The organism is Pseudomonas sp. P4_B4, assembly GCF_056402255.1.
Map to the genome: position 1 here is coordinate 21,270 of NZ_JBFUHS010000006.1, position 25,511 is coordinate 46,780.

At 60.4% G+C, this 25,511-nt stretch carries 23 protein-coding genes and 2 pseudogenes; 11 read left to right on the top strand and 14 right to left on the bottom strand.

Going from position 1 to position 25,511, the window contains the following annotated elements; translation table 11 throughout:
- Positions 1 to 5: 5 nt before the first annotated feature.
- From AC1DVE_RS08865 to AC1DVE_RS08895, 7 genes are all read right to left on the bottom strand, one after another.
- A complete protein-coding gene (locus AC1DVE_RS08865) occupies positions 6 to 767 on the bottom strand; it encodes an anti-sigma factor (protein ID WP_223536265.1) in 762 nt (253 codons plus the stop codon).
- On the bottom strand, positions 767 to 1,249 hold the full coding sequence (locus AC1DVE_RS08870) for an RNA polymerase sigma factor (protein ID WP_411741647.1): 483 nt from the start codon (positions 1,247 to 1,249) through the stop codon (positions 767 to 769). Before AC1DVE_RS08870 ends, AC1DVE_RS08865 begins: the two co-directional genes overlap by 1 nt.
- A 66-nt stretch (positions 1,250 to 1,315) precedes the next feature.
- A complete protein-coding gene (locus AC1DVE_RS08875) occupies positions 1,316 to 1,858 on the bottom strand; it encodes a tetratricopeptide repeat protein (RefSeq protein WP_223457030.1) in 543 nt (180 codons plus the stop codon).
- 316 nt (positions 1,859 to 2,174) lie between these two features.
- Complete coding sequence (locus AC1DVE_RS08880; protein ID WP_223457032.1) at positions 2,175 to 3,128, bottom strand: D-2-hydroxyacid dehydrogenase family protein; 954 nt, start codon at positions 3,126 to 3,128, stop codon at positions 2,175 to 2,177.
- A 12-nt stretch (positions 3,129 to 3,140) separates the two neighbouring features.
- The gene (locus AC1DVE_RS08885; RefSeq protein ID WP_477783888.1) at positions 3,141 to 4,166 is read right to left on the bottom strand and encodes an alpha/beta fold hydrolase; all 1,026 of its coding nucleotides are present in this window, start codon (positions 4,164 to 4,166) and stop codon (positions 3,141 to 3,143) included.
- An 85-nt stretch (positions 4,167 to 4,251) separates the two neighbouring features.
- On the bottom strand, positions 4,252 to 4,686 hold the full coding sequence (locus tag AC1DVE_RS08890) for a YqaA family protein (RefSeq protein WP_223457036.1): 435 nt from the start codon (positions 4,684 to 4,686) through the stop codon (positions 4,252 to 4,254).
- On the bottom strand, positions 4,686 to 5,132 hold the full coding sequence (locus AC1DVE_RS08895; RefSeq protein ID WP_223457038.1) for a DUF411 domain-containing protein: 447 nt from the start codon (positions 5,130 to 5,132) through the stop codon (positions 4,686 to 4,688). Before AC1DVE_RS08895 ends, AC1DVE_RS08890 begins: the two co-directional genes overlap by 1 nt.
- A 385-nt stretch (positions 5,133 to 5,517) precedes the next feature.
- Between AC1DVE_RS08895 and AC1DVE_RS08900 the strand changes: the two genes are divergently transcribed.
- The gene (locus tag AC1DVE_RS08900) at positions 5,518 to 6,048 is read left to right on the top strand and encodes a hypothetical protein (protein ID WP_477783889.1); all 531 of its coding nucleotides are present in this window, start codon (positions 5,518 to 5,520) and stop codon (positions 6,046 to 6,048) included.
- A 47-nt stretch (positions 6,049 to 6,095) separates the two neighbouring features.
- Here the strand turns inward: AC1DVE_RS08900 and AC1DVE_RS08905 are convergent, their stop codons facing one another.
- Positions 6,096 to 7,091 (bottom strand): aldo/keto reductase, encoded by a 996-nt coding sequence (locus tag AC1DVE_RS08905; protein WP_477783890.1) that lies wholly within the window; start codon positions 7,089 to 7,091, stop codon positions 6,096 to 6,098.
- Positions 7,092 to 7,208: 117 nt separating this feature from the next.
- Here AC1DVE_RS08905 and AC1DVE_RS08910 point away from each other — a divergent pair, with 117 nt between their 5' ends.
- On the top strand, positions 7,209 to 8,135 hold the full coding sequence (locus AC1DVE_RS08910) for a LysR family transcriptional regulator (protein WP_223457044.1): 927 nt from the start codon (positions 7,209 to 7,211) through the stop codon (positions 8,133 to 8,135).
- A gap of 7 nt (positions 8,136 to 8,142) precedes the next feature.
- Here the strand turns inward: AC1DVE_RS08910 and AC1DVE_RS08915 are convergent, their stop codons facing one another.
- A complete protein-coding gene (locus AC1DVE_RS08915) occupies positions 8,143 to 8,280 on the bottom strand; it encodes a hypothetical protein (protein ID WP_008054152.1) in 138 nt (45 codons plus the stop codon).
- 156 nt (positions 8,281 to 8,436) lie between these two features.
- Here AC1DVE_RS08915 and AC1DVE_RS08920 point away from each other — a divergent pair, with 156 nt between their 5' ends.
- Complete coding sequence (locus AC1DVE_RS08920; protein WP_007983579.1) at positions 8,437 to 8,625, top strand: hypothetical protein; 189 nt, start codon at positions 8,437 to 8,439, stop codon at positions 8,623 to 8,625.
- An 8-nt stretch (positions 8,626 to 8,633) separates the two neighbouring features.
- Here AC1DVE_RS08920 and AC1DVE_RS08925 read toward each other — a convergent pair whose 3' ends face one another.
- The gene (locus tag AC1DVE_RS08925) at positions 8,634 to 9,005 is read right to left on the bottom strand and encodes a fe2+ zn2+ uptake regulation protein (protein ID WP_223457046.1); all 372 of its coding nucleotides are present in this window, start codon (positions 9,003 to 9,005) and stop codon (positions 8,634 to 8,636) included.
- A 250-nt stretch (positions 9,006 to 9,255) separates the two neighbouring features.
- Here AC1DVE_RS08925 and AC1DVE_RS08930 point away from each other — a divergent pair.
- Positions 9,256 to 10,564: pseudogene (locus AC1DVE_RS08930) on the top strand (penicillin acylase family protein); the annotation flags it as partial.
- Between the two features lie 117 nt (positions 10,565 to 10,681).
- Here AC1DVE_RS08930 and AC1DVE_RS08935 read toward each other — a convergent pair.
- Positions 10,682 to 11,683 carry a FecR family protein gene (locus tag AC1DVE_RS08935; protein WP_223457048.1) on the bottom strand — a complete coding sequence of 334 codons (1,002 nt, stop codon included), beginning with the start codon at positions 11,681 to 11,683 and terminating at the stop codon, positions 10,682 to 10,684.
- Between the two features lie 215 nt (positions 11,684 to 11,898).
- Positions 11,899 to 16,352: pseudogene (locus AC1DVE_RS08940) on the bottom strand (dermonecrotic toxin domain-containing protein).
- A gap of 234 nt (positions 16,353 to 16,586) precedes the next feature.
- Between AC1DVE_RS08940 and AC1DVE_RS08945 the strand changes: the two are divergent.
- On the top strand, positions 16,587 to 17,627 hold the full coding sequence (locus AC1DVE_RS08945; RefSeq protein WP_223457050.1) for an Ldh family oxidoreductase: 1,041 nt from the start codon (positions 16,587 to 16,589) through the stop codon (positions 17,625 to 17,627).
- A 143-nt stretch (positions 17,628 to 17,770) separates the two neighbouring features.
- On the opposite strand, the gene AC1DVE_RS08950 is transcribed toward AC1DVE_RS08945, so the two are convergent.
- Positions 17,771 to 18,088 (bottom strand): ElaB/YgaM/YqjD family protein, encoded by a 318-nt coding sequence (locus tag AC1DVE_RS08950; protein WP_223457052.1) that lies wholly within the window; start codon positions 18,086 to 18,088, stop codon positions 17,771 to 17,773.
- A 164-nt stretch (positions 18,089 to 18,252) separates the two neighbouring features.
- On the opposite strand from AC1DVE_RS08950, the gene AC1DVE_RS08955 reads away from it, so the two are divergent.
- A complete protein-coding gene (locus AC1DVE_RS08955) occupies positions 18,253 to 18,507 on the top strand; it encodes a hypothetical protein (protein WP_007970091.1) in 255 nt (84 codons plus the stop codon).
- Between the two features lie 9 nt (positions 18,508 to 18,516).
- Here AC1DVE_RS08955 and AC1DVE_RS08960 read toward each other — a convergent pair whose 3' ends face one another.
- The gene (locus AC1DVE_RS08960; protein ID WP_223457054.1) at positions 18,517 to 19,425 is read right to left on the bottom strand and encodes a LysR family transcriptional regulator; all 909 of its coding nucleotides are present in this window, start codon (positions 19,423 to 19,425) and stop codon (positions 18,517 to 18,519) included.
- Between the two features lie 84 nt (positions 19,426 to 19,509).
- Between AC1DVE_RS08960 and AC1DVE_RS08965 the strand changes: the two genes are divergently transcribed.
- The 5 genes from AC1DVE_RS08965 (at position 19,510) to AC1DVE_RS08985 (ending at position 25,502) form a co-directional block, all read left to right on the top strand.
- Entirely contained in the window at positions 19,510 to 20,433 is a 924-nt protein-coding gene (locus AC1DVE_RS08965; RefSeq protein WP_223457056.1) for a carbon-nitrogen hydrolase family protein, read from the top strand.
- 136 nt (positions 20,434 to 20,569) lie between these two features.
- Positions 20,570 to 22,234 carry an AMP-binding protein gene (locus tag AC1DVE_RS08970; protein WP_223457058.1) on the top strand — a complete coding sequence of 555 codons (1,665 nt, stop codon included), beginning with the start codon at positions 20,570 to 20,572 and terminating at the stop codon, positions 22,232 to 22,234.
- Between the two features lie 16 nt (positions 22,235 to 22,250).
- Positions 22,251 to 23,012 carry an SDR family NAD(P)-dependent oxidoreductase gene (locus AC1DVE_RS08975; RefSeq protein ID WP_223457060.1) on the top strand — a complete coding sequence of 254 codons (762 nt, stop codon included), beginning with the start codon at positions 22,251 to 22,253 and terminating at the stop codon, positions 23,010 to 23,012.
- Positions 23,013 to 23,024: 12 nt separating this feature from the next.
- The gene (locus AC1DVE_RS08980) at positions 23,025 to 24,218 is read left to right on the top strand and encodes an acetyl-CoA C-acyltransferase (protein WP_223457062.1); all 1,194 of its coding nucleotides are present in this window, start codon (positions 23,025 to 23,027) and stop codon (positions 24,216 to 24,218) included.
- 156 nt (positions 24,219 to 24,374) lie between these two features.
- Positions 24,375 to 25,502, top strand: a complete 1,128-nt coding sequence (locus AC1DVE_RS08985; protein ID WP_223457064.1) for an acyl-CoA dehydrogenase — start codon at positions 24,375 to 24,377, stop codon at positions 25,500 to 25,502.
- Positions 25,503 to 25,511: the final 9 nt, after the last annotated feature.

The window sequence follows — 25,511 nt, forward strand, 5'->3', positions numbered from 1 at the left end:
GCTGCTCAGGCACTCAGTCGACTACGCAACAACTTGGCCATCTCCTCCAGATCCGCGATCGGCTGATGCCCGATCAGCATCCAGGCGTGTTCCATGTCAGCCCAATACACGATGTTCAGCTCGCGCCGCCGTTCATGGGCGATTTGGCGGTTGCCGCTGTTGGAGCGGGTGATGCACAGCGCCATGGGGCCGTGCGCCGGATCGAGGTAGGTGATCTGGGCGATGGGCGCACCGTCGTACTCGAGGATTTGCGCACGCTTGAACTCGGCACGGGGCAGGCTCAGTTTTGCCGGCGCGAGATCGAGGCCCAGGCGCGCATCGATGGTTCGCAGTTGTGCCCGTTGGGCGGCTTCATCGGCGGGTAAATGATCCAGGGTTTCTGGCACGTAGAGCGCCATGTAATCGGCCACCAGGCCGCGCCAGTTGTGTGTCTGCTGACTCGCTTGCCAGCCGAGGAACAAACGGTCCGTCAGTACGCCGCCGGCCAACAGCCCGGCCGCGGCGGCCAGGAACCAGCGGCGATTGAGCCCGGGGCGGGCGGGTGAGGGTAGCGTGGCGAGCATGGCTTGCAGGCGATCCACCGGCGCCTGCCGGGCCAGTTCATCGTAGGCGTCCTTGAACGGCAGGCTGCTGCGATCCAGCCATTGCAGGCGCAGGCCGAGCATCGGGTCGGCGATGATGGCCGCGTCGATGCGCGAGCGCTGCTCGGTATCGAGTTGGTTGTCGAGGTAAGCCACCAGTTGTTCGTCCGAGGGTATCGTGCTCATCAATGTTCTCCTCGGTTAGGGTTGGGCACCGTGTGCAACGGTGGATATTCGGCCAGTTTCGCCCGAGCGGTGGCCAGGCGACTCATGACCGTGCCGATGGGCACTTGCAACACTTCAGCGACTTCGCGGTAGGACAAGCCTTCGACATAGGCGAGAAACACCGTTTCGCGTTGGGTCTCGGGTAACGCATCGACGCGACGGATGACCTGCGCCGCCAACACGTGGGTCTGGGCCACGGATTCACCATCGAACGACAAGGCCTGATCGGCATCCACCCAACCCTGACCCTGGCGCACCCGTTGGGCGCGGACTTCGTTGAGCCAGATCGAATGCAGAATGCTCAGCAGCCAGCGGTCCATGCGCGTTCCCGGCATGAATTGCCCGGCCCGTTCCAGCGCTCGCACGCAGGTGGCCTGCACCAGGTCATCGGCGACATGCCGTTGCCGGGACAGCAGCAGGCCGTAGCGCCATAAACGCGCCAGATGCTGGTTCAGTTCCGTTCGTATTGCCTGATCGCTGGCGATGGCGACCTCCGTCCGCTCGGGTTGTCAGGTTTTCGATGAACCGTTGATGGCTTCGGCCAGGTCCTGGTACTCCTCGCACTGGGTGCTGCCACAGATGGATTTGATCTGCTGCAGTTGCTCCTGCGCAAGATCCAGCCGGCCTTTGACCACATAGGCTTCGCCGAGGTATTCGCGGACCTGCGCGTACTGCGGGTCGAGTTTCACCGATTGCAGGTAATAGCCGATGCCTTCGTCGGTACGTCCCAGTTTACGCGTGGCGTAACCGCGATAGTTCAACGCTTTTGCCGTGTTTGGCTGTTTCAGCGTGTCGAGCAGGGCCAGGGCTTCTTCATAACGCCCGTCCTTGGCCAGTTGATAGGCATAGTTGGTGCGGTCTTCGTCAGGCACCAGGTTGCTGGTCTGCCTGACGCACCGATGCGATCTGGTATCCAGCACCTGACCTTTCGGGCAGCTGGGCCTGGTGGGCATGTCGTCACCGCCGCCACCACCGTTGGCCAGGGCGAGGGAGCCGGACAACGCAACGGTCAGCAACAGCGGGGTCATCAGAACAGCAAAACGAATATTCATGGGCTTTGCTCCTTAGGTTCATGGGTTTCGGATCAGGTCGCGCCCTGCCAGATGCAGCGCATGGTTGAGACAGCCAACGGCTTGAACAATTGAAGGGGCCTGCTGCCCCGGCAACCTCATGTTCAGGGTTGATGTCTTGAGAACACCGCAGCATGAACAATTATTCATTACGTTCTGGCGGTGCTTTCAAGGAAAGCCCATGACGGGGCGCAGGCATGGTTTTGTGCCTTACACAGTGTGTGCGCTGACGATCCCACATAGGATTTTCGTCGAACACAACATGGGCGGCGGTCCGACGAAGCATTATGACGCGGTATCAACCCAGCAGACGAATCGGAGCCCCTGCCGACCAGGCCTGAATGTCCTCGATCATTTGCGAGAAAAACAGCTGGTAGTTCTGTTGGCTCACGTAGCCGACATGGGGTGTTGCCAGCACATTGTCCAGGGTCCGGAACGGATGGTGGGCGGGCAGCGGCTCCTGCTCGAAGACGTCCAGGGCGGCACCGGCCAGCCGTTGTTTCTGCAGCGCCTTGATCAACGCCGCTTCATCGACAATCGGTCCGCGAGCGGTGTTCACCAGCAATGCCGTGGGTTTCATCCAGCCAAGGGCTTGCGCGTCCACCAGACCGCGACTGCGCTCGCTGAGCACCAGGTGCACCGACAGCACGTCGGCCTGTTCGAACAGTTCCTGTTTGCCGACATAGGTCACACCGACCCGCGCCGCACGTTCGGCGGTGAGGTTTTCACTCCAGGCGATGACGCGCATGCCGAACACCTGACCGAACTGTGCGACTCGCTGGCCGATGCTGCCCAGACCGAGGATGGCCAGCGTCTTGCCATGCAGGTCGCCACCCAGGCCTTGTTGCCACTGGCCGGCACGCAGGGCATTGGCTTCGACCACCAGGTTGCGGGTTGCGGCCATGATCAGCGCCCAGGTCAGTTCCGGTGCGGCGTGTTTGTAGCTGTCGGTGCCGCAGACCTGAATGCCCAGCGCGGCAGCGGCTTTCAGGTCCAGGGCGGCGTTGCGCATGCCGCCGGTCACCAGCAGTTTGAGCTTCGGCAGGCGGCGCAGCAGGTCTTCATCGAAACGGGTGCGTTCGCGCATCACGCAGATCACCTCAAACCCGGCCAGGCGCTCGGCCAGGGATGGGGTATCGGTGGGGTAGTCATGGAGAAAACTCACCTGGCCGACACTGTCCAGCGCCGACCAGTCCACCACGTCCCGCGCCACATCCTGCCAATCATCAAGCACTGCAATCTGCACAGGCATCGCCTTTCCTCTTTAACGCACGGGGTTGGTCTTGTTCAGCCAGGCGAGCAGGGCCTGGTGGAATTCTGCCGGTTCTTCCATCTGAGGCGCGTGGCCCATGCCAGGGAGTTCGACCAGCGTGGACTGGGGAATCAGCCTGGCCACCTGTTTGCCGAGGACGTCGTAGTGCCCGATCTTCGCCTTGACCTCGGGCGGGGCGATGTCACTGCCGATGGCGGTGGTGTCGGACGTACCGATCAACAGCAGGGTCGGCATCTTCAGGTTCTGGAATTCGTAGTACACCGGTTGGGTGAAGATCATGTCGTAGATCAGCGCCGAGTTCCACGCGACTTGCGTATGTCCCGGGCCTTTGTTCAGGCCGGCGAGCATGTCGACCCAGCGATCGAACTCCGGCTTCCAGCGGCCGCCGTAATAGGTGCTGCGTTTGTAATTGCGGATACTGTCGGCGCTGAGTTTGAGTTCGCGTTCGTACCATTGGTCAACCGTGCGGTAAGGCACGCCGAGGGCTTTCCAGTCTTCCAGGCCGATGGGGTTGACCAGCGCCAGTTGCTCGACCTGTTCGGGGTATTGCAAGGCATAGCGAGTGGCGAGCATGCCGCCGGTGGAATGCCCCAGCAGGGCGGCTTTCTGGATGCCCAGGGCCTTGAGCAATTGCTGGGTGTTCGTCGCCAGTTGCTGGAAGCTGTACTGATAGTGCGCCGGTTTGCTGGAGGTGCAGAAGCCGATCTGGTCCGGGGCGATGACCCGATAACCGGCGTCGCTGAGGGCTTTGATCGAGCTGTCCCAGGTGGCGCCGCAGAAATTCTTGCCGTGCATCAGCACCACGCTGCGACCATTGGCCTTGCCGTGGGCGGCGACGTCCATGTAACCCATTTGCAGGGATTGGCCCTGGGATTCAAAGGCGAAGTGCTTGAGGGTGTAGGGGTAGTCGAAACCTTGCAGCTCGGGGCCGTATCCCGCTCCTTCGGCGTGGGCGATGACGGGCAGGGCGGCGGTTAGCAGCAGACCGGGTAACCAGCGGGAGAAGGGGGGCGACATGGGTGGGCTCCATGGAAAATCCGCCGATGCTGGATCGGCTCGATTAGGGCGGCATTAAACACAGGCAACCGCCGCCCTCGATGGTTCAACCCATCCAGCCCAAAGTCGCCATGGCCAGCACGCCGTAGCGGGCACCTTTGGCCAGGGTGACGATCAGCAGGAAGCGCCCCAGCGGCTCGCGCATGACCCCGGCGACCAGCGTCAGCGGATCGCCGATCACCGGTAGCCAACTGAGCAGCAATGACCAGTGGCCGTAGCGTTGGTAATGAAACCGGGCTTTCTCCAGGTGCCGGGGGCTCACCGGAAACCAGCGTCGGTCGCCGAACCGCTCGATGCCGCGCCCCAGCCACCAGTTAAGCAGCGACCCCAGAACGTTGCCGAACGTTGCCACCGCCAGCAGTGCCCAGAGCCAATACCGATCGCTGAGCAGCAATCCGACCAGCACCGCTTCGGATTGCAACGGCAGCAGCGTGGCAGCACCGAATGCCGCGAAAAACAGCCCGAGGTACGCGCCGGACATCAATGAGCGGGGTAGTCCGCAACCACCACGTCAGTGCCGTTCTTTTTCAGGCCGATGACCTGATAGGCATCGCTCATGCCGTCCATTTCCATGCCGGGCGAACCCATGGGCATGCCGGGGGCAGCGACGCCCAGCAGATCGTCGCGCTTGCTCAAGGCCAGGACCTGGTCGGCCGGGACATGACCTTCGACGAATTTGCCGTTGATCAACGCGGTGTGGCACGACGACAGGCGCGGCGGCACGCCATGCTGTTGCTTGAACTCACTCATGTTGGCTTCGACGTGGTCTTCGACCTTGAAGCCATTGGCCTCCAGATGAGTGATCCATTTTTTGCAGCAGCCACAGTTGGCGTCGCGATGAACCTCGATCGGAATGAGGTCGGCGGCCTGGGCCAGGGAGGACATGAACAGGGCGCTCAGGGCGATCAGACGCAGAGGGTTTCGCATGGGGTTCGTCTCGGCTAACGGGCAAAAAAACGCATTCTGACCATTTTTATTGGTCAGGCATTCAAGGAGTGTTTCTAATTGCTACAAAGGTCTGCCATTCGATGATGGTAGATCAACGCTGTCAGGCAGATGAGGGGCACATTACAAAATCGTCAGGTTGAAATGCCGAGGGTAAGTATCGGTATTGATGAAAACCAACTAGTCGCTATGTAAGAAAAGTCTGAAGGACCATTCTTTAATGTGCCAAGATCCAATAAACAAGAAGTTTTACAGTATGTATCTTAATTGTACGAGAATTGTTAAAACTCTGAATTAAAGTTTGGTGGCCTCAAGTGCTCCGGCCGATACTCCTGACCTCCTAACTTGGTCAAACAAGGAGTTTTCAATGACTATCGGATATACCGGCGCCTGGACCGCGAAAGCGGGCCTGCTGGTTCGAGATGCCGCCAGCAGATCAAAGGCTGTTCCCCAGAGCGTCAAGGTCAGGCAGATGCTTGACTTGGTGGGCAACAATCCAGTTGAACTGGATACAGTCAAGATGGACAAGATGAAGTTGCGCAAGCAGATGAAGGGTTTTGATCCTACTAATATTTCAGTCAAATCCATGGGCAGTCTCAGTGTCTTTCTGAAAGAACGTGGCCTGATCAGTGATGTGACGGCGGTCACGCTGAGCAATGCCGGTAACAAGTTCGACCGGTTTGGCATCAAGGACCCTGACGCGAAGTTTAATGCACTGGAATATTTCGCCACGCAACTGGAGAACATCCAGAATAACAATCTGAAGGGTAACAAGTACGCCAACTACCTGGTTCCCGAATTCAAAAAAGCGATCTACGTGCTGCAAAACCTGGAAACTTACGGCAAGAACAACGGCCCCATGGTGAGGCCAGGCAGTGTTCTCTCGGAAGAGGCCTGACGCCATGTTGCCCGGCCCGCCCGGTTCATCGAACGGGCCGGCAACCCTTAGCGGTCGAGCAGTTTCATGACTTCTTCCGGATAACGCAGGCCAGCGGTGGCATTCGCCGGAAAGATTGCTTCCAGCGCGTGCAGTTCTTCGGCGTTCAGCGTCACCTCCAGAGCGGCCACGTTTTCTTCCAGGTATTTGCGTTGCTTGGTGCCCGGAATCGGAATCAGGTAGTCGCCCTGGGCCAGCACCCACGCCAGCGCCAGTTGGCCCGCCGTCACGCCTTTTTCTGCTGCCAGCGCTTGTACCTGTTGCACCAGCAGCAGGTTTTTCGCGAAGTTTTCGCCCTGGAAGCGTGGGCTGAAACAACGATAATCGTCCGCCGCGAAATCATCCGGGCTTTTCAATGCGCCGGTCAGAAACCCTCGGCCCAACGGGCTATAAGGCACAAAGGCGACGCCCAGGCGCTGGCAGGCCGCCAGGCAACCGTTTTCTTCCTGGTCGCGACTCCACAACGAATATTCGCTTTGCAACGCACTGATCGGATGAACCTTGTGCGCCCGCTCCAAAGTCGCCGCCGAGGCCTCGCTCAATCCCAGATAACGCACCTTGCCGGCACTGACCAGTTCAGCCATGGCGCCGACGGTTTCTTCGATGGCCACCTGCGGGTCGATTCGGTGCTGGTAATACAGGTCGAGGGTGTCCACGCCCAGGCGCTTCAAGCTGCCGTCGATGGACTGGCGAATGTATTCCGGCCGACCGTTGACGCCACGGGCGGTAGGGTTGGCCGGGTCGCGGACGATCCCGAACTTGCTGGCCAGGAACACCTGATCGCGCTTGCCGGCAATGGCCTTGCCGATCAGTTCTTCATTGGTGTGAGGGCCGTACATGTCGGCGGTATCGAGCAGGTTGACGCCCAGTTCCAGCGCGCGGTGCAAGGTGGCCGTGGCTTCGCGGGTGTCCGTGCCGGTGGTGTAGAAGTCGGTCATGCCCATGCAGCCCAGGCCGATGGCCGATACCTGCGGACCGTTCTTTCCCAATTGACGTGTGTGCATGAAATCAGCTCCCTGTGAAATGAATCGCCATTGTTCGCCTCGACAGAAACAAGATAAACCGGCTAAAACGGCTATCACTATTCGTTAAATCTAAATAATCAGCCGGTGGAGCCAGCAATGGACCGTTTCAACGCCATGCGCGTCTTTACCCGAATCGTCGAGTTGGGTGGCTTTGCCAGGGCCGCCGACAGCCTGCAATTGCCCCGGGCCTCGGTAACCATTCTGATCAAGCAACTGGAGGCGCATCTGGGGGTGCAACTGCTGCAACGCACCACGCGGCAGATCAGCCTGACGCTCGACGGTGCGGCCTATTACCCGCGTTGCGTGCGCTTGCTGGCGGATCTGGAAGAGACCGAAGCAGTGTTCAGTGCTGCACGTCATAATCCCAAGGGGTTGTTACGAGTGGACATGCCGGCGGGCGTGGGGCGCCTGATTGTGATTCCGGCACTGCCGCAATTCACCGCCCGCTATCCGTTGATCGAACTGGAAATCGGCCTGAATGACCGGCCGGTGGACCTGATACGCGAGGGTGTCGATTGTGTCTTGCGCGGTGGTTCGTCGCTGGACGATTCGCTGGTGGCGCGGCCGCTGGTGATGATGGATCAGGTGACCTGTGCCAGCCCCGACTACCTGCAGCGGCACGCAGCGCCACATACCCTGGATGACCTGAGCGGGCACCGGATGGTCGAGTACGTCTCCAGCAGCAGTGGCAAACGCTATGGGCTGGAGTTTGTCGTGGATGGCCAGGTGCGGTCGGTYGACCTGCCCAAGCAGGTGGCGGTCAACAGTGCCGATGGCTATCTGGCGGCGTGCGAGGCGGGATATGGCCTGGTGCAGACGCCGTACTATCACGTGGCGCGCCAACTCGAAGAGGGACGTTTATGTGAAGTGCTGAAGGAAGTGCCGCCACCGGGCATGCCGATGACGGCGCTTTATCCGCCGCACCGCCAGTTATCCCGGCGGGTGCGTGTGTTTGTCGATTGGCTGGTGGAACTGTGTGCCCAGCCCGGCAATGACTTTTACCGCAAGAATTCTGGACATTGAGCAGCGGTTAACGATGCTGGTAGTAACCCGGTCCGCCATGGTTGTCATAGTGATCGTGGTGCCAGCCCCCGTGGGGGAAAACAATGCATCCGCTCAGGGTCAGGATGGCAAGCAGGGGAATCAGCAGTGTGATTCGACGCAACATTTGAAAGTCCTCATGGTAATCGCCGCAATGAAGCTAAAACTCTTCATCGGCTGTAACATGAGACCCCGCTTGTAGCGGCTTATCCCCGAAACCGGGTAAGCGCTTGGCATGCGTGTCGATACAAACCGGATACATTTTCAGATTCAGGAACCCGCAATGACTCAGTCGCAACGTTTGAAATACTCGATTCTGATCTCCCTGGTGGTGCTGGGGATCATGTTTGGCCTTTCCTGGTTGCAGAACACCGGCGTCATCAGCGAAAAAATGTTCCAGTACATCGCCATTGGTGTGGCAGTGATAGTGGTGGTCGTCAATGGCGTGATGCGCCGCAAGGTCAAGCCCTGATCATTCGATCATTGGTTGCGCAGAATGGCAGCAGCCTGGGGATGCAGGCTGTAGCTTTTGTCGGGGTTGAGGACAATCACGCCTTCGCTGCACAAGCGCTTTAGCACTTCACGCACGCTGAGAAAGGACAGGGGAACATCCAGGTCCAGCAATTGGCTGTGCACGCCGCGCACGCCAAGGCTGCGGTCGCTTTCGGCGGCCGTCAGCAGGGCATCGATGACTTTCAGGCGGATCAGGCTGGTTCGAAGGCCAAAGCTTTTGAGCAGGATCCTGATCCGCTCGTTGCGGTGGCGATCGGTACGCGGCTCGAATGCGCCGACTCCCATGGAAGTACCCTTTGGCGCATTGCTACCGTCCGTTGGCAGTTGCGAGTTGTACATTGCAAAAACTCCTTTTCAGAGCCTGATCAGGAAAAAGTGGGCGCTCTTACAGGACTAGATGTATGAGCAGTCCGAATCATGAAGGCTCAAATGTAGAAAATTTGTCGCCATCGCGTGATCAACCTGTCAGTCCATGGGCAGTTTCACGGTAAATCCCTAAATTTTTGTGGTGAGCTTCGTCCCTACAGGGAGGCCCGGTCCGCGTGGATATGCGCACCTGTGGCCATCGTTTTTTCGATCAGGAGCGAGCGTGATTATTTCCAGCCAGTTAACCAGGTTGAGCCTGGCGGGTGTGACTTTGGGGTTGAGCCTGGGGCTGAGCCTTGCGGCGAGCGCGAGTGGTACGCCGGCGCCAACGAGCGCCGACATCCGCCGAACCGGTTTCGGCGTGCCGCACATCCGCGCCGTCAATGAGCGCGGGCTCGGCTACGGCATCGGCTATGCCTACGCCCAGGACAACCTGTGCCTGCTGGCCAACGAAATCACTACGGTGAATGGCGAACGTTCGCGGTACTTCGGGCCGGATCAGTTCACCGTAGAAGAGCGTGAGAACCTGGTCAGCGATATGTTCTTCACCTGGCTGAACACCCCCGCAAGCCGTCGCCGGTTTCTGGCAGGCCCAGACCCCCGAAGTGCGTGAGCTGGTCGAAGGCTATGTGGCGGGGTACAACCGCTCCTTGAGCGAACGTCGGGCCCAGGGGTTGCCGCCGCAGTGCCAAGGCGATTGGGTGCGCGACATCACCCCGTCGGATCTGGTCAAGCTGACCCGGCGCCTGTTGGTCGAAGGTGGCGTCGGCCAGTTTGCCGAAGCCCTGGCCGGTGCCACACCACCCAAAGCCGTTGCCCAGACGTCGAGTGCACAGGCAGCGTTCCAGGTAGCCGCCACGCGGATGCAGCGCTTTGCCCTGGACCGGGGCAGCAACGCCGTCGCGGTCGGCAGCGAGCGTTCCTTCAACGGACGCGGCATGTTGCTGGCCAATCCGCACTTTCCGTGGGTGGGTGGCATGCGTTTTTATCAGATGCACCTGACCATTCCCGGCAAACTGGACGTCATGGGCGCGGCGTTACCCGGCCTGCCGCTGATCAACATCGGTTTCAATCAGCATCTGGCCTGGACCCACACCGTGGATTCGTCCAGGCATTTCACGCTGTATCGCTTGCAACTCGATCCCAAGGATTCGACCCGCTACCTGCTAGACGGCCAGTCCTTGCCGATGGACAGGCAGACCGTCAACGTCAGGCAGGCGGACGGGCAGGTCCAGGCGATTTCCCATGAGGTCTACAGCTCGAAATTCGGTCCGGTGGTGCAATGGCCTGGAAAACTGGATTGGGATCGTCAGTACGCCTTCAGCCTGCGCGACGCCAATCTGGATAACGACCGTGTTCTGCAGCAGTGGTACGCGATAAACCGCGCTAAAAACCTCAAGGATTTCCAGGCCTCGGTGCACCAGATCCAGGGCATTGCGTGGGTCAACACGCTGGCGGCGGACGATCAGGGGCAGATGCTGTACATGAACCTGTCGGTGGTGCCCAACGTCAGCGCCGACAAGCTGGCGCAATATCAGGTGCAGACGATTCGTCAGCAGGATGCAAAGGCTGCCAAGGTGGCCGCGCAGTAAGGAAGTGGCGTTTTGCATGAACGCTGAAGGCCGCACCCCGCAAGGGTGGCGGCCTTTTCAGCTTTTCGGGGATGTTTGCGGAATTGCGTTGACCACCAGATTGCCGTTCTGGTTGCGGGTCAGGTAGACCGGCAGGACCCGCGGCAAGGACTTCACCAGGCCGTTGATCTCTCTGATGTTGTAGATGCCGCCGATATGGATCGCGCCGGTGCTGTTGTCAGCCACCATCAACGGTTTGTCCAGGTAGCGATTGATCAATGGCAGCGCATCGCTCAGGGCCAGATCGTCGAGCACCAGTTTGCCCTGGCGCCAGGCCAGTGAGCTGTCATTGTCATAAGTCTGGCTGATGCGGGGGATGAAGTCGCCGTGGCGATAACTGGCCTGCATCGCCGGGCCAAGGCGCAAACCGTCGCCTTGCAGGTCGGCGTTGCTGCTGACCAGTACCGAACCCACGATCAGATTGACCTTGACCTGGTCTTCATACATCCAGACGTTGAATTGGGTTCCGGTCACGCGAATTCGGCCTTCGGCGGCCTTGACCACGAAAGGGTGACGGGTGTCATGGCTGACACTGAAGAAGGCTTCGCCTTTTTTCAGCGTGACTTGCCGCTGATCCTTGTAGTTGCTGTACGTCAGCTCGCTGCCCAGGTTCAGCTCCACCTGGCTGCCGTCCTTCAAGGTGACCGTTCGAACATTGTCGGACGCTTCGAAATGCTGGTACGCGTTCGGAACCCAGCCCAGGTGCCAGCCGCCATAACCGGCCAAAGGCAGTGCCAGGGCACACACCGCCGCTGCAGTAGCCAGGCGGCGCCACGGGTTTACGGGTTGGGTGCGAACCAGCGGCACCACAGGTTCGGGACGGGGCAAGTCGCCGGCGACATCCCAGATCTCCAGCATCGCTTCGTACTCGAAGGCATGGAGCGGATGCGCATCACGCCATTGCTCGAACGCGTGGCGCTCTTGCTCGGTACAGTCATTGGCGTGCAGACGCATGCACCAATGCGCAGCGGCATCGGTGATGGCATCGTATTCGGCTTCCGAGAGGGTGTGGTCGGTCATTGGCCCATCCTGATTTCCTGCATTCTAACCTTGGGGGAAGTTTGCGAGAACATCAGTCATGGCATTTAACCATCAATGGGTATTTTTTTTCAGCGCCTCGCCTCTGGAGCGCCTGCTGTCGGGTAGCAGTATCCATAGGGGCGCGCGAAAAAAAGATCAAGACAAACACCGCTGTGCAGCGCAGATCCGGGGATCTGCGCGTTATTACGATGGGATCAGAGGCCAGTGGACGCCGTCACCGTTACCGGATCCAGTTGCCGGCCCATTTCGCAGATCAAAAAGGCGATCGAGTCGGCATTATGCAAAATGACGTCGATTCGGAACTTCGAATCCTGCACGTCAAAAAAAGCGTCTCGTGCCTCATCCATGGTCTTGCTGCCCGTCAGCCGCAGGATAGCCTTGCCGATGTGGTAAGAATCCGGAATCGAATCCAGGCTGATCCACGATTGCAGCCCATTGTTCCAGCGTGCGAACAGTTCCTCCTCGGGCGTTTCCATTGACAAGGCTTCTCGCTGGAAGTCCATTTGAGTCTGTTTCTTTGCTGCGCCATAGCTGGTGATCGACGCTACCAAATCGCTGAACGGCAGCCTGGCCTCAAGGTATGCAATGTCCACGGCCCCGGAAAACAAATGAGCGAACTCGTGTATCAGGGTCACGGCCTGGCTGTGGCCGTCGACATCAAAGGGTTGTGTCAGACTGGATTTGTACCAGTCGAGTTGTTGATCGAAAAACTTTTCCGTGAAATGCACATTGCGCTGTAGATCCTTGTCCACGACAAACGCGACGAGATTGTCCTCCGGGTCCCGGCTTGAACCCACGATAAAGCGTTGCGAGTTCATCCAGTCTTCATCGGGATCGACCAGCGCATTGCAGATGGGGACGATGGCCTGTTTGATTTTTTCGAGCAGTGCTTTGTCGACCCGACCAACATCAAAGAACTGTTTGAGGAAGGTATCGAGCCGTGTGCCCGGGGCGAGTTTTCTGAGTTGTACCAGGTTGTGCAGACTGTTGAACGCGTAATAGCGAGCCATGTCGATGGCCTGCACGATCATGCGGGCCTTATCGGGATGTTTGGCCCGGATTTCGTCCATCCCCCGGGCCTCGATATTCAGTACCTCCCTGGCAACATAGGCGTTGGCATACCGATTGTGCATTTTCGAGACGACTTTCCCGAAGTGAACGGTGTGGGAATCCGGGTCGATTACCAGTTGGTTGTCAGATGCAGCCAGTAACACGGGGCCTTCTTCCTTGCCTTTGATCGTTCTCCAGACCGCTCCGGTCTTGTTCACGCCGTACACCTTGCCGGCAATGGCGGCGAAGGTTTTCTGGCTGCCCGCTTCGAGATAGGTGCCGTCAGTGCTGCTTTTCGCGAGGTCCTTGAGTTCAAGCGTGGTTTCGAACGGTTGCAGCCGGGTACGCAGTGCTGCGGTCGACCGGACCCGCGACCAGGGTTGTGCGATCACGGGGGAGGCAACCGGTTCAGCAGCCGCTTCGCCGGTTGCCTGGGCGCTTTCGGCCGATCCTTCAAGCGACAACCGGCCCAATGACACGATTTGTGCCGCACCGGCAATAAAGTCGCGCAATGCGCTCGTCCAGTGATGGTCGTGCAGGGCTTCGGCTGAGTTCAGGGCGTCCTTGTAGGCCTTCCAAAGAAACTGCACATACGCGAGTTTGCCCGGCAGCAGGCCTGAAATGCACTCGATGCCGGAGCCGAACAGGTGTTTGACGGCCTCCCAGTCAGACTGAGCGGTAGCGTTTGCCTGGCTGCCGAGCATCTTCACCAGCAGTTGGGTGTTGTCATGGAACAATTGGGTGAACAGGTTGCCGCCGATGGGGTTGGACGCAAGGGTGATTTCGCTCGACTGGCCGGCGGTGGACTTGAACAGGTTGCGAAACACTGTTTGCTGACTGTCCGGCAGGCGACGTATCAACATGTCCTGCAATGGCCCCGGTGTGTTGAGCGCCGAGACAATGCTGGCCTCATTGTCGAACTCAACGAACGGTGAACCACCAGGGTGGTAAGGGGCATAGAGGATTTGCGGGCCTGCCTTGTCCGTGCCTGGGCCAATCAGGTACAGGCTCAGCGCGGTGACGGCGGCGGCACCGCTTGTCTTGATCAATTGCAGTGGCCGGGCGATTGCGTGCGCGCCTTCTACGGCCGCCCGGGCGATGGCGTCCGGCATGTCGAATACTTGCTGAAGCAAATCGAAAGCGCTGTCGGACAGCCGTTGCTGGAGTTTCAGTTCGTGGGCGTGTTGCAGCAGTTGCTGTCCTCAACAACGCTGTTGCGGTATTGCTCCAGCAGTTCAAGGTGCAGTCGCTGCTCTTGCAGCGGAGCCATTCCCAGCCAGGCGGGCAGGGACTGCTGCTGGCTGATCGCCCGGGCAATCGACGTGGCTCTTCCCAGGTTGGTGTTGAGCACCGTTGTGGTCAGGGCTTTAAGGGCTTTTTTCTGCTTCGTGTCGCTCAGATCGAAAGTGCGTACGTGTTCGCAGCGAGCCAAAAAGTGCTCGATGGACGATTGCGTGACCCGCTCCAATACAGGCCCTTCAATCAGCCGCAGCGGACCCAATGAGTAGCGTTGGTGAAAGATGCGCTGGGACGGGGTCAGGTTTTCCAGCAACGCCAGGCGTTGTTGTGGTTCGAGCAGGCGGCGGTTCAGTTCCAGCCTTGCACGACTGATGGTGTCAAAGACTTCCAGGCCCTCGGCGGGTGTCCACAGGATCGTCCGGCCGGAATGCGAGGAATCGAGTCCGCCACGCTCGGTCAACAGCAGGCAATGAGCCAGGGGCAGGACATCCTCCTGGCCGGAGCACTCCAGGGTCAATGAGTAGGCATCGGGGCGGAAGCCCTTGAGTGACAGGCGGTTTTGCCGGTCGGGCTGGTCCGGGTTGAAGACCGTGTCGACAATGGCCCGATCCGCATCCCGCAGTGTCGCGCCGAGTACCCGCAGACTGGCCTCGCCACGGATGCCAACGGAAAATGCATGGGTCAGGCGGGGTTTCATGTTTTCCAGATAGACCCGTTGCAAGGCCAGGGAAGCGACCGGTTGTGCTGCAAAATCTGCGTTTATCTGTGTTTCGATGTCGCTGAAGGTCTTGACGAAAGCCGCCACCGTATCGGCCAGCACCATGGAGGGATGCTGATCGCCGGGTAACACGGGGCGCGTGCTCCAGCGTTCGTCGGTAGCCAGCGTCAGCAGGCGCTCGCTGATCATCGAGCGGATATCCAGCGCCTTGTCGAACAGGGCGTGGATGTCTACGGCACCGTCACTGTGACGGAACACTTGCAGGGCGTAATCCATGTTCTGCAGCTGCTTGCCGATGATCCCGTCGAAGAGCCTGGGGAAGATCGCGCCGGAAATCACTTCGCCGGTCACGTTTGGCCAGTCAAAACCAATGAAACGCTGGCGCTCCTCCAGGCTCAGCAGGCCATAGAGCTCATCCTCGTGACCGGCCGCGCTGAACTTGCTCAGCACCGTATCGCACAAGTCCTGATAGTCCTTGAGCACCTGCAGGCCTTCAGTAGGCGTGTAGAGAAACGCGTTGCCGGCGCTGATCATCAGTGAGCCGGCCAACTCCACATAATTGGCCTGGTACTCCCACAGACGCACGGTTTCGACCGTCATTGATTTGTTCGTCCGAGTGGTCGTCGAGATCAACGCGTGCAAATCCTGGCTTTGCTCCGGGGTGATGATCCCGGCTTCGCGCTTGAGCAGCAGTTGCACTCGGGCCTGATCGGCAATGGCCTGGCCGAAGAACTTGCGACGTGATGCGCCATCGGCGCTCGCCGCATCCCAGAAACCTTCGAGCTGCCCGACCAGCAGGCTGATCAGTTGGCGCGAGATCGTCGTGACGCCTGCCTCCCAGAGTGGCTGGTCGGCTTTTGCCGGGGACTTTTTCGGATGGGAAAACTCAGGGGAAGACCCGGACGGCCAACGCTGATGGCGATAGTGCAGGAGGACGGCCTCACTCAGGGACAGGGAGTTGACCCAGCGTCGCGCCGGATGGCTTTCGTCAGCGTTCTCTGGCGTTGTTGCCTGGTAGAAGTTCACTTGGGTCCGGCCCTGATCCAGACCGGGGAAAGCCGCTGCCAGCTGTTCATTGAGTAATGCGTCGAGCAGCGATGTCAGGGACGGCAGTGCTTTCAATTCGTCGAGCAGGGCCTGGTCGTTGAGTTGCTGATGGGTGGAGAGGGTGTTGCGCTGGTCTTCGAACACGTCGCCGTCAATGGTTTGAAAGTTCAGCTCAATGTCGGTGGCGTCCACCACGGCCTTGCGTTGAGACAGCGCCATGAAGGCCAGCAGGTCATCGTCTTCGCTGGCCGCCTTGAGTTGCGTCACCAGTTGTTCGGTCAGGTCCGTACGGCTGGAGAACTTTTTTATTCCGGCGTACGGGGTGTAGAGAATCAAGCCGTTGTCATCGGGTGTCGCGGTCAGCAAAAAACTGCCGGCCAGCGCCACGGGTTCCAGGCCAGGGATTTTCAGCAGGATTTTCTTCGCCAGCATGGGCGGCGTCTGCCCATCGCGCAGTGCCTGGCTGGCCAGTTCGATATGGCTGAACCATTCGAAGTCCCTTTGCGTCAGCCCGTGGGTTTTGCCAAGTTCACGCCAGCGGCCGCGCAATGTCAGCGCCTCGGGGAAAAACAGCGGAGTTACTGGTGTAGACATCGTCGAGTCTCGTTCAGGGTGCCACTCAATGGCGCCGGTGGATTGAGCATCGAGACTAAAAGCCGGTGCGTTGACACGGGTGGTAAATAGATAACGCACGGGCCGCGGGCATTCGTGACAGGGATATACCTCATCGACCCTGAGCGAAAGGTTGACAGGTTACTCGCCGCGCGTTGTTAATCGGCGGGTCTTTGTACGCTGTTGTTCCCTCCAATAATTAGTCTGGAGCTTCAGATGTCTGCGCCACACGATCACGCGTCTACTGCGGTCTCGTCACACCTGTCACTCGAAGCGCTGAGCGCTTTGCTAGAGAAAATTTTTCTGCGTCACGGCACATCGGCCGAGGTTGCCCGGGTGCTGGCGCAAAACTGCGCCGGTGCCGAGCGCGACGGCGCGCACAGTCACGGGGTATTCCGCATTCCAGGTTATGTTTCGACGCTGCAAAGCGGCTGGGTCAATGGCCAGGCCGTTCCGGTGGTCGAAGATGTGGCTTCAGGGTTTGTGCGGGTCGATGCCAATAACGGTTTTGCGCAACCGGCCCTGGCGGCGGCACGCGAGTTACTGGTGCAGAAGGCCCGAAGTGCCGGCATTGCGGTGCTGGCGATCCGTAACTCGCACCATTTCGCTGCCCTATGGCCGGATGTCGAACCCTTCGCGGATGAAGGTCTTGTGGCATTGAGCGTGGTCAACAGCATGACCTGCGTGGTGCCCCACGGTGCCGACCGGCCGCTGTTCGGCACCAACCCGATTGCCTTCGCTGCGCCGCGGGCCGATGGCGGGCCGATTGTCTTCGACCTGGCCACCAGTGCCATTGCCCATGGCGATGTGCAGATTGCCGCCCGCGAGGGTGAACGCTTGCCGGCAGGGATGGGCGTAGACAGCCTCGGCCAGCCGACCACAGACCCGAAAGCGATTCTTGAGGGCGGCGCGTTGCTGCCTTTCGGCGGGCACAAGGGCTCGGCGTTGTCGATGATGGTCGAGTTGCTCGCGGCGGCATTGACCGGCGGCAATTTTTCCTTCGAATTCGACTGGAAGAACCACCCCGGCGCCAAGACCCCCTGGACTGGCCAATTGCTTATCGTGATCGACCCGAGCAAAGCGGCGGGGCAAAGTTTTGCCGAACGCAGCCAGGAACTGGTGCGGCAAATGCACGGTGTCGGCCTGAAGCGTTTGCCGGGGGATCGGCGTCATCATCAGCGCGCCAAGTCACAGGTCAACGGCATTGAACTGGATGCCCGGACGCTGGCGAACTTGCGGGAGCTGGCGGGGCTCTGATCGGGTCAGTTTTGCGCAATCCCTGTGCGGGCTTGCTCGCGAAGGCGCCGTGTCAGCCAATATCCAAGTTGCTGACACACCGCTTTCGTCGGAACGCCGCCCGGAGCAAGCCCGCTCCCACAAGGCTCAGTGTTTGCCAGTGCTTATCGACGCCCCAACAACAACCCCACCACCAGGCCAAACCCGGCGGAAATCGCCACGGTTTGCCATGGATGCCCGCCGATATAGGTTTCAGTGGCCTCGACCGCGGGCAAGGTGCGGTCGCGTACGCTGCTCACCGAATCCTTGGCCTGCTGGAGTTTCAGGGCGATTTGTCCGCGAAGGGTCTCCGCTTCTTCCCCGACCAGCGAGGCGCTGCTTTTCAGCAGCTTTTCCGACTCTTCGATCAGCGATTGAAGCTCGCTGAACGCTTGATCCTTGATTTGATCTTCGGCGGCTTGCAGGGCGGTTTTGCGGGCCATTGAAGTACTCCTTGCAGGTAAGTGGACAGTGAACAATGGAGTCAGCCGTCGTCGGAAAAGTTGCAGCTATTTTGCCCGGGAAGGCCATCTTGCTGAAAAACCGGCGCAGGACATTTCGTCCTACAGTGTAAGATGTCGCCTATTTTACGCAGCAGGAAATTCCCATGAGCTTCAATCTGGCCGACAAACCCCTCGCCGAGCGCGCTGCGCTTGAAGACGAGAAATCCCGTCTGTTCGAACTCTGGCAAAACAACCTGGGCAAAGCCAAGGGTGAGGCCGCGCGGTTGTTCGGCGAACGGGCCAAGCGCAAAGGCAAGTGGGCGGAATGGGTGCGCGCCGAGCTGGACGGCATGTCGCCCCCGGAGTACGCCAACATGGTGCGCAGTGAAGTCAATCGTCTGATGGCGGCCAACAAATAACATAGGCCGTCAGGCGAAACTCGCGACAATCGCCTCGCGCACTTTCAATAGCACCGGGTCGAGCTGGGTGCTGGTCCGCCAGCCCAGTTCGATCGGGTAGCGCGGCAAGGCCAAGGGGCAGGGCAGCAGCGCCAGCCCGCTGAGCGTTGCGATGCTTTGGGCGGCATGGGCCGGAATGGTCGCCACGGCCCGGCTGCCTTTGAGCAAATGCGGCAACGCGGCAAAATGCGTGGTCGAGGCGCACACCCTCCGACTCAACCCCAGCGCCGCCAATCCTTCATCGGTAATCCCGATAAAACCGCCGGACGACACCAGAATGTGTTCGCGGGCTACAAACTCCTCGAGACTGATGCTCTGCTGGCCCTCGACCAGGCTCGACGGGTCCGCCAGGCACAGATAGCCGCCTTCCCCCAGCACCTGACGGCTGAGCAGCCGCTCGGCGAACCCGCCCGCGGCAATCGCCAGGTCAATGCTGCGCTCCATCAGCGCCTGGGCGACGATCTGGCTGTGGGTCTGGCGGAAAATCAGCCGCAGTTTCGGCGCGCACCGGGCGATTTCTTCGATCAGCCGCCGGCCGTAGGCAATCTCGAAATCATCCGACATTCCCACGGTGACCGAGCGACCTTCGTACTGTTGCGCGGCCGGATCGACCATCGCCAGGCTTTGCCGGCATTTGTTCAGGGCATCGCTGACCACCGGTCTGAGCTGGTTGGCCTTGAGTGAAGGGGCCAGGCCGCGTCCAGTGCGCACGAACAGCTGATCGCCATACACCTCACGCAAGCGACGCAAGGCCGCGCTGACGGCCGATTGCGTCACGCCCAGGCGCAATGCGGCGCGGCTGGCGCTGGACTCTTCGTGCAGTGCTTCGAAGACTTTGAGCAGGTTGAGGTCGACGTCGGTGATATTCATTTGGTTCATATCATTCAGCAGTGAATCGGTCTTTATTGATGATCACGTGGCGCAGGAGAATGAGCAACACCTGATGCGAATGGAGTTTCCGAGATGCCAAAATCAATCGTTGCGGCCCTGCAAATCGGCGCCTTGCCCGGTGGCAAGGCTGAAACCCTGGAACAGATCCTGTCCTATGAAAACGCGATCATCGAATCCGGCGCCGGGTTGGTGGTGATGCCGGAAGCACTGTTGGGCGGTTATCCCAAGGGCGAGGGCTTTGGAACCCAATTGGGTTATCGCCTGCCGCAAGGGCGCGAAGCCTTTGCCCGCTATTTTGCCAATGCCATCGACGTACCCGGCGCGGAAACCGAGGCGCTGGCGGCGCTGTCCGCACGCACCGGAGCCAATCTGGTGATCGGCGTGATCGAGCGCGCCGGCAGCACCTTGTATTGCACCGCGCTGTACTTCGATCCGCAGGCCGGGCTGGTGGCCAAACACCGCAAGCTGATGCCCACCGGCACCGAACGGCTGATCTGGGGCAAGGGCGATGGCTCGACCTTGCCGGTGATCGACAGCCAGGTCGGGCGCGTCGGTGCGCTGGTGTGCTGGGAAAACATGATGCCGCTGCTGCGCACCGCGATGTACGCCAAGGGCGTGGAGGTGTGGTGCGCGCCGACCGTGGACGAGCGGGAAATGTGGCAAGTCAGCATGCGCCACATTGCCCATGAGGGGCGTTGTTTCGTGGTCAGCGCCTGTCAGGTCCAGGCATCGCCCCAAGCCTTGGGTGTGGACATCGCCAACTGGCCGGTGGATCGGCCGTTGATCGCCGGCGGCAGCGTGATCGTCGGTCCCATGGGCGACATCCTCGCAGGACCTCTGCGCGACAGCGCCGGGCTGCTTACCGCGCAAATCGATACGGACGACCTGGTATGCGCCCGCTACGACTATGACGTGGTCGGCCACTACGCGAGGCCGGATGTGTTCGAACTGACCGTGGACGAACGGGCCAAACCCGGGGTGCGCTTTATCACTTGATACCCTGCGGGCTTTGGCCAAAGCAGTCAGACAACTTGATAACTTTGACCATTGCCCGCCACCCCGCGCAGAGCGAGTATTTCCCTGTTGATTACGGTTCCCCCCAACCTAATAAAAACACAGAGGGATTCTGGCAATGCGCGATTACTTGTCTGCTACTTCTCAGTTCAATTATCAGCACACCGTCGATGCCGCACTCGCAGGCGATTTGACGGCCCTCAACGCCTGCGTCGAATGCTGTGACCGGCATGCCTTGCCGGGTCGCATCGCACTGTTCTGGGAAGGACGCGACGGCACCGGCACGACGTACACCTTCACCGACTTGCAGGACAAGGCCGCGCGTTTCGCCAACTACCTGCTGGCCCAGGGCGTGAAGAAAGGCGACAAGGTGGCCGGCCTGTTGCCACGCAACATCGAATTGTTGATCACCGTATTCGCCACCTGGCGCATCGGAGCCGTGTATCAACCGCTGTTTACCGCGTTCGGCCCCAAGGCCATCGAGCATCGCCTGAGCTGCTCTGGCGCCAAAGTGGTGGTGACCGATGCGGTGAACCGGCCGAAACTTGCCGAAGTCGCCGATTGCCCGACCACGGTGACCGTCACCGGCCCCAAAGGGCAGGGCCTGGTTCGTGGCGATTCAAGTTTCTGGGCCGAACTGGCCAATTATTCCGCCGACTGTGAACCGGTGCTACTGACCGGCGAAGCCCCGTTCCTGCTGATGTTCACCTCGGGCACTACCGGCCCGTCGAAAGCACTGTCGGTGCCGCTCAAGGCCATCGTTGCGTTCCAGAGCTACACCCGCGATGCGGTGGATCTGCGCCCGGAGGACGCCTTCTGGAACGTCGCCGACCCGGGTTGGGCCTACGGCATTTATTTCGGTGTCACCGGGCCAATGTCCATGGGCCATCCGATCACCTTTTACGATGGCCCGTTCACCCTCGAAAGCACCTGCCGGGTAATTAACAAGTACGGAATCACCAACCTCACCGGTTCGCCGACGGCCTACCGCTTGCTGATTGCCGGCGGCGATGAGTTCGCCAGATCGATCAAGGGCAAGCTGCGTATCGTCAGCAGCGCCGGCGAGCCGCTGAACCCGGAAGTGATCCGCTGGTTCGCCGACAACCTCGACGTGGTTATCCACGACCACTACGGCCAGACCGAACTGGGCATGGTGCTGTGCAACCACCACGGCCTTGAGCACCCGATTCACATGGGCGCCGCCGGTTTTGCCTCGCCGGGCCACCGCATTGTGGTACTGGACGACGAATACAAGGAACTCGGCGTTGGCCAGCCGGGCATTCTGGCCATCGACCGCAGCCAGTCGCCGATGTGCTGGTTCGCCGGCTACGAAGGCGGGACAACCAAGGCCTTTGTCGGCAACTATTACCTGAGTGGCGACACCGTCGAGTGGAACCCGGACGGCAGCATCAGCTTCGTCGGTCGCAGTGATGACGTGATCACCACCTCTGGCTACCGGGTCGGTCCGTTCGATGTGGAAAGTGCGTTGATCGAACACCCGGCCGTGGTCGAGGCCGCCGTGGTCGGCAAGCCCGATCCGGAGCGCACCGAACTGGTCAAGGCCTTCGTCGTGCTCAGCGCGCAATACCGCGCCGCCCCCGAGTTGGCCGAAGAGCTGCGCCAGCACGTGCGCAAGCGTCTGGCGGCGCACTCGTACCCCCGTGAAATCGAATTTGTCAGCGAATTGCCGAAAACCCCCAGCGGCAAATTGCAGCGCTTTATCTTGCGCAACCAGGAAATCGCCAAGGCTCAAGAGGCCGCGGCGAAGAACCTTCCAGCTTGAATCCAGGGAAACAATGATGCAGATCGAGAACAAGATTTTTATCGTCACCGGTGGCGCTTCCGGCCTCGGTGCAGCGACTGCCGAGGTACTGGTCGCCGCTGGCGCGAAAGTGATGCTGGTGGACATGAACGCCGAAGCCGTTGCAGCCCAGGCCCAGCGCCTTGGCGCACACAGCGTGGTGGCGGACATCAGCGACGAAGCGGCGGCCGAAGCCGCCGTGCAGGCGACGGTCAAGGCTTTTGGCGGCCTCAATGGCCTGGTCAATTGCGCCGGCATCGTGCGTGGCGAGAAGATTCTCGGCAAGAATGGTCCACACACGCTGGCCAGTTTCAGCCAGGTGATCAACGTCAACCTGATCGGCAGCTTCAACATGCTGCGCCTTGCGGCAGCGGCGATTGCCGAGACCGAAGCGGATGCCGATGGCGAGCGCGGCGTGATCATCAACACCGCGTCTGCCGCGGCTTACGACGGTCAGATCGGCCAGGCGGCTTACTCGGCGTCCAAGGGGGCGATTGTCAGCCTGACCTTGCCGGCTGCCCGTGAGCTGGCGCGTTTCGGCATTCGTGTCATGACGATCGCCCCGGGCATCTTCGAGACGCCGATGATGGCCGGCATGACCCAGGAAGTTCGCGATTCCCTGGCCGCTGGCGTGCCATTCCCGCCGCGTTTAGGCAAACCGGGCGAGTATGCCGGGCTGGTCAGGCATATCATTGAAAACAGCATGCTCAATGGCGAGGTGATCCGTCTCGACGGTGCCTTGCGCATGGCCGCCAAGTAAGGAGGATTTGTCATGACTATTTCCAACGATCCAATTGTTATCGTCAGCGCCGTCCGCACCCCGATGGGCGGCTTCCAGGGCGAACTGAAAAGCCTGACCGCGCCGCAACTCGGCGCGGCGGCCATCAAAGCAGCGGTGGAACGCGCTGGCGTTGCCAGCGATTCTGTCGACGAAGTGTTGTTCGGCTGCGTGCTGCCGGCAGGTCTTGGCCAGGCCCCTGCGCGTCAGGCGGCGCTGGGCGCGGGGCTGGATAAATCGACCCGCTGCACCACCCTGAACAAGATGTGCGGTTCCGGCATGGAAGCGGCGATTCTGGCCCATGACATGCTGGTGGCGGGCAGTGCCGATGTGGTGGTCGCCGGTGGCATGGAAAGCATGTCCAACGCGCCTTACCTGCTGGACCGCGCCCGTGCTGGCTACCGCATGGGCCATGGCCGGGTGCAGGACTCGATGTTCCTTGACGGCCTCGAAGACGCCTACGACAAGGGCCGCCTGATGGGCACCTTCGCCGAAGAATGCGCCGAAACCAACAGCTTCAGCCGTGAAGCCCAGGACGCGTTCGCCATTGCCTCGACCACTCGCGCGCAGCAGGCGATCAAGGACGGCAGCTTCAAGGCCGAAATCGTGCCGCTGACCGTGACGGTCGGCAAAGAGCAGGTGGTGATCAGCAATGACGAGCAGCCGCCAAAAGCCAGGCTGGACAAGATCGCTTCGTTGAAACCGGCGTTCCGCGATGGCGGTACGGTGACGGCGGCCAACTCCAGTTCGATCTCCGACGGTGCTGCGGCATTGGTGCTGATGCGCCAGTCGCAGGCACAGAAGCAAGGCCTGAAACCCTTGGCGGTGATTCATGGCCACGCCGCATTCGCCGACACCCCGGGCCTATTCCCGGTGGCGCCAATCGGTGCGATCAAGAAGTTGATGAAGAAAACCGGCTGGTCGCTCAATGACGTCGATCTGGTGGAAGTCAACGAAGCCTTCGCCGTGGTCGGCATGGCCGCGATGACTCATCTGGAAATCCCCCACGAGAAGCTCAACGTGCACGGCGGTGCTTGCGCCCTCGGTCACCCGATCGGGGCGTCCGGCGCGCGGATTCTGGTGACCCTGCTTTCGGCCCTGCGCCAGAAAGGCCTGAAGCGCGGCGTTGCAGCGATTTGTATCGGCGGCGGTGAAGCGACGGCCATGGCCGTGGAATGCCTCTACTGAAACTGACGCCAATCCCATGTGGGAGCGGGCTTGCTCGCGAAGAGGCCGTGTCAGTCGACATCTTTGTTGAATGACACACCGCTTTCGTCGGAACGCCGCCCGGAGCAAGCCCGCTCCCACAGGGTTCTGCGTCGTAACCAGATTCAAGGATTCACCATGATCCCCAATGACGACCAACAACAAATCCGCGACATGGCCCGGGACTTTGCCCAGGAACGGCTGAAACCGTTCGCCGCCGAATGGGACCGCGAGCATCGCTTTCCCAAGGAAGCCATCGGCGAGATGGCCGGGTTGGGCTTCTTCGGCATGCTGGTGCCGGAGCAGTGGGGCGGATGCGACACCGGTTACCTGGCTTACGCCATGGCCCTGGAAGAAATCGCCGCCGGCGATGGCGCCTGCTCGACCATCATGAGCGTGCACAACTCCGTGGGCTGTGTGCCGATCCTCAAATACGGCACCGATGAGCAGAAAGAGCGCTTTCTCAAACCGCTGGCCAGCGGTGCGATGCTCGGCGCTTTCGCCCTGACCGAGCCCCAGGCCGGTTCCGACGCCAGCGGCCTGAAAACCCGTGCGCGCCTGGAAGGCGATCATTACGTGCTCAACGGCTGCAAGCAATTCATCACCTCCGGGCAGAATGCCGGGGTGGTGATCGTGTTTGCGGTGACCGATCCGAGCGCTGGCAAACGCGGCATCAGCGCCTTTATCGTGCCGACCGACTCGCCGGGCTATACCGTTGCGCGGGTCGAGGACAAGCTCGGCCAGCATGCGTCCGACACCTGCCAGATTCTCTTCGAAGACGTGAAGGTGCCGGTGGCCAATCGTTTGGGCGAGGAGGGCGATGGCTACAGGATTGCCCTGGCCAACCTTGAAGGCGGCCGCGTCGGCATCGCTTCGCAATCGGTGGGCATGGCCCGCGCCGCATTCGAAGCGGCTCGCGACTACGCCCGCGAACGCGAGAGCTTCGGCAAGCCGATCATCGAGCACCAGGCCGTGGCCTTCCGTCTGGCGGACATGGCGACCCAGATCGCCGTGGCGCGGCAAATGGTGCACTACGCCGCCGCCCTGCGTGACAGCGGCAAGCCGGCCCTGGTCGAAGCGTCGATGGCCAAACTGTTCGCCTCGGAAATGGCCGAGAAGGTATGCTCCTCGGCGCTGCAAACCCTTGGCGGTTACGGTTACCTCAACGACTTCCCGCTGGAACGGATCTACCGTGACGTGCGGGTCTGCCAGATCTACGAAGGCACCAGCGATATTCAGCGCATGGTCATTTCGCGCAATCTATAAGAAGGAGTC

Coding starts and splice junctions, on each gene's coding strand:
- AC1DVE_RS08865 (WP_223536265.1), bottom strand. CDS start 767: ATGAGCACGATACCCTCGGACGAACAACTGGTGGCTTACCTCGACAAC.
- AC1DVE_RS08875 (WP_223457030.1), bottom strand. CDS start 1,858: ATGAATATTCGTTTTGCTGTTCTGATGACCCCGCTGTTGCTGACCGTT.
- AC1DVE_RS08880 (WP_223457032.1), bottom strand. CDS start 3,128: ATGCCTGTGCAGATTGCAGTGCTTGATGATTGGCAGGATGTGGCGCGG.
- AC1DVE_RS08885 (WP_477783888.1), bottom strand. CDS start 4,166: ATGTCGCCCCCCTTCTCCCGCTGGTTACCCGGTCTGCTGCTAACCGCC.
- AC1DVE_RS08890 (WP_223457036.1), bottom strand. CDS start 4,686: ATGTCCGGCGCGTACCTCGGGCTGTTTTTCGCGGCATTCGGTGCTGCC.
- AC1DVE_RS08895 (WP_223457038.1), bottom strand. CDS start 5,132: ATGCGAAACCCTCTGCGTCTGATCGCCCTGAGCGCCCTGTTCATGTCC.
- AC1DVE_RS08900 (WP_477783889.1), top strand. CDS start 5,518: ATGACTATCGGATATACCGGCGCCTGGACCGCGAAAGCGGGCCTGCTG.
- AC1DVE_RS08905 (WP_477783890.1), bottom strand. CDS start 7,091: ATGCACACACGTCAATTGGGAAAGAACGGTCCGCAGGTATCGGCCATC.
- AC1DVE_RS08915 (WP_008054152.1), bottom strand. CDS start 8,280: ATGTTGCGTCGAATCACACTGCTGATTCCCCTGCTTGCCATCCTGACC.
- AC1DVE_RS08920 (WP_007983579.1), top strand. CDS start 8,437: ATGACTCAGTCGCAACGTTTGAAATACTCGATTCTGATCTCCCTGGTG.
- AC1DVE_RS08925 (WP_223457046.1), bottom strand. CDS start 9,005: ATGTACAACTCGCAACTGCCAACGGACGGTAGCAATGCGCCAAAGGGT.
- AC1DVE_RS08935 (WP_223457048.1), bottom strand. CDS start 11,683: ATGACCGACCACACCCTCTCGGAAGCCGAATACGATGCCATCACCGAT.
- AC1DVE_RS08945 (WP_223457050.1), top strand. CDS start 16,587: ATGTCTGCGCCACACGATCACGCGTCTACTGCGGTCTCGTCACACCTG.
- AC1DVE_RS08950 (WP_223457052.1), bottom strand. CDS start 18,088: ATGGCCCGCAAAACCGCCCTGCAAGCCGCCGAAGATCAAATCAAGGAT.
- AC1DVE_RS08955 (WP_007970091.1), top strand. CDS start 18,253: ATGAGCTTCAATCTGGCCGACAAACCCCTCGCCGAGCGCGCTGCGCTT.
- AC1DVE_RS08960 (WP_223457054.1), bottom strand. CDS start 19,425: ATGAACCAAATGAATATCACCGACGTCGACCTCAACCTGCTCAAAGTC.
- AC1DVE_RS08965 (WP_223457056.1), top strand. CDS start 19,510: ATGCCAAAATCAATCGTTGCGGCCCTGCAAATCGGCGCCTTGCCCGGT.
- AC1DVE_RS08970 (WP_223457058.1), top strand. CDS start 20,570: ATGCGCGATTACTTGTCTGCTACTTCTCAGTTCAATTATCAGCACACC.
- AC1DVE_RS08975 (WP_223457060.1), top strand. CDS start 22,251: ATGCAGATCGAGAACAAGATTTTTATCGTCACCGGTGGCGCTTCCGGC.
- AC1DVE_RS08980 (WP_223457062.1), top strand. CDS start 23,025: ATGACTATTTCCAACGATCCAATTGTTATCGTCAGCGCCGTCCGCACC.
- AC1DVE_RS08985 (WP_223457064.1), top strand. CDS start 24,375: ATGATCCCCAATGACGACCAACAACAAATCCGCGACATGGCCCGGGAC.